This window comes from Bacillus sp. FG16 (assembly GCF_057809515.1).
The window spans coordinates 1-2,008 of sequence record NZ_JBMDKC010000219.1; the positions used below are offsets into that span (position 1 = coordinate 1).

At 33.3% G+C, this 2,008-nt stretch carries 1 protein-coding gene and 1 pseudogene; both read right to left on the reverse strand.

The annotated features are described in order from the left end of the window. Window positions 1-251: 251 nt before the first annotated feature. Window positions 252-476 (reverse strand): annotated as a pseudogene (locus ACODS7_RS31730) (DinB family protein); the annotation flags it as partial. A gap of 261 nt (window positions 477-737) precedes the next feature. After that, complete coding sequence (locus ACODS7_RS31735; protein WP_243169413.1) at window positions 738-938, reverse strand: hypothetical protein; 201 nt, start codon at window positions 936-938, stop codon at window positions 738-740. Window positions 939-2,008: the final 1,070 nt, after the last annotated feature.

Here is a 2,008-nt window from a genome sequence, read left to right on the forward strand (position 1 = left end):
TTTGTACATGCTTAAACAAGTGAAAATGTACATGATCATCTTGACATTTACACATAGTCTGTATTATATTTCCATTATTGATTATTTAGCTAAAAATATCTACCTCATGATTAACAAAAGCTGATTACCTATATATAAATAAACTGCCCCCCAATTGTTAAACAAAACCTAGCAATTGGGGGCCGTTCATAGTTATCGTTTGATCCTTCTAGTGATTTTCTCAAGTAAAGCATCCTTTGGTTGAATAAAATTTATTTATTAATTCCCATCAATCGCTTAATTGTTCTTATTTGTCCACGATGATTAATTTCGTCTTCCATAACGTGAAACCACAAGTAGTAATTATTATAAGGCACACCATTACCCCACTTGTCTTCCTAGAATAACCAGCTATCTTGTTTCGCCTTCAGATATGTTAGTGTATTTTCTCTAACTTGTGATAATTCATTCAAATAATAATCTAAAGATTGCTTTTTTCTGATTCCCCCTTTTCGAGGGGATAGGCAAAAACACCCTATTAAGGTATTTTATCTGCCTTATTTGGATGCCTACAGGCATCTTTTTCTCTTTCTCTGAGGGGGCTGAGCAGGTAGCTTTTGCTAGCTGCCCTCTTATTTTTTATTAGCTTGTCACCTTTTAATAAGGCAAACATATATTATCGATATAAGGCACGTTCACTCATATACCCTCTCATTAAAAAAGGGCTTTTTTATTACATACAAAATGAAATTTTTGTATTAATCTTCATCATCCAGTAAATACAATCTAAAGGAATTTATGCTATTATCACGCTTCTTCTCGTAAGATGGCGTAAGCATATGTTGTAACCATGCTAGACTTCTATTTTTCCGCTCAGAAATTTCTAAAAGTGTTCCTTCCGTTATAAACTGATCACCTTTATATAAGGCATGTACCCGTTTGTACATTGGAATACGCATATTCATCCTTCTTTAGTCCAAAATGAAGTTTTTATTTAGCTTATTTTCACTCCCACATAATATTTTTAATTCTGCTCATACTATAGCTGTAACTTAAAGTTACATATCATTTACTCTTACTTTTCGGTAGATAACGTCGTCATTAACGACATACATATTTCTAATGTATTAATCCTTTAGACTCTTACATTCGCAAGTTCGCCAGTCCATTTGGACATTTTCACCATAGATATTTTGTAGCATCCCGACCTATCCATTACCATATGATTTCTCCCTTAGGTTTTGTTCAGTCGACTTCACCTAGTTTCATACAATTTGTGACTACTATCACGCCTTGCATGTAGGAGTATCAAATAAGTAGTTTCAGCTCAACCTGACGGCTTTCATTCCTACTTTCAATCAATCAGTTGTTGTTATCAATTTGATAACTCTCCTATTTCGTGTTTACACACACTTATAAGGAAACGTGTCGCGCAAATAAGGATTTTGTTGTAAAACTGCACATACTTACACAGTATACATACGCTATCATGTGGTATTCTTTTTCAAATTTCGTTTTACTTAAGGAGCGCCTTGGAAAGCGCTCTTTAGTTTTCCAAGGAAAATTCTGGTCAAATGATTCACATCCTTAGAAAAAGGCACATATATTATCATGTACTCTTTTACATTAAGAGTCTTGGTCCTAAGAGCACTGTCAAAAGTGCTCTTTTAATTTATTGCAATGTATCACGTTTTACATACAATAAACATAGAATGCAATGAGCACGCAAGACATAGTTTCTATATAATCGCGTACATTTTTTGTACGCGATTTCTTTTTACTAAATAAAAATTTCGTTTGACTTTTATTCATTTTATTGTTTACTTCGCATACATTACTATTAAGTCAAGGAATACACAGGTTTCTCTGGACCAGTTTCCTTGTATCCCTTGAATTCCTTGTACAAAGAACCTGTTATAACTAACAGGTTCTTTCAGAGTGTTGAGAAACCCTTTAGGGTTCCCAACACTCTGAAATCATTTTGATTTTAGCGAATAAAAACAACATAAAATAATAGAGTTTCAAAAAA

Excerpts from the sequence above, each read along its gene's own strand:
- ACODS7_RS31735 (WP_243169413.1), bottom strand. The coding sequence starts at position 938 with ATGCGTATTCCAATGTACAAACGGGTACATGCCTTATATAAAGGTGAT.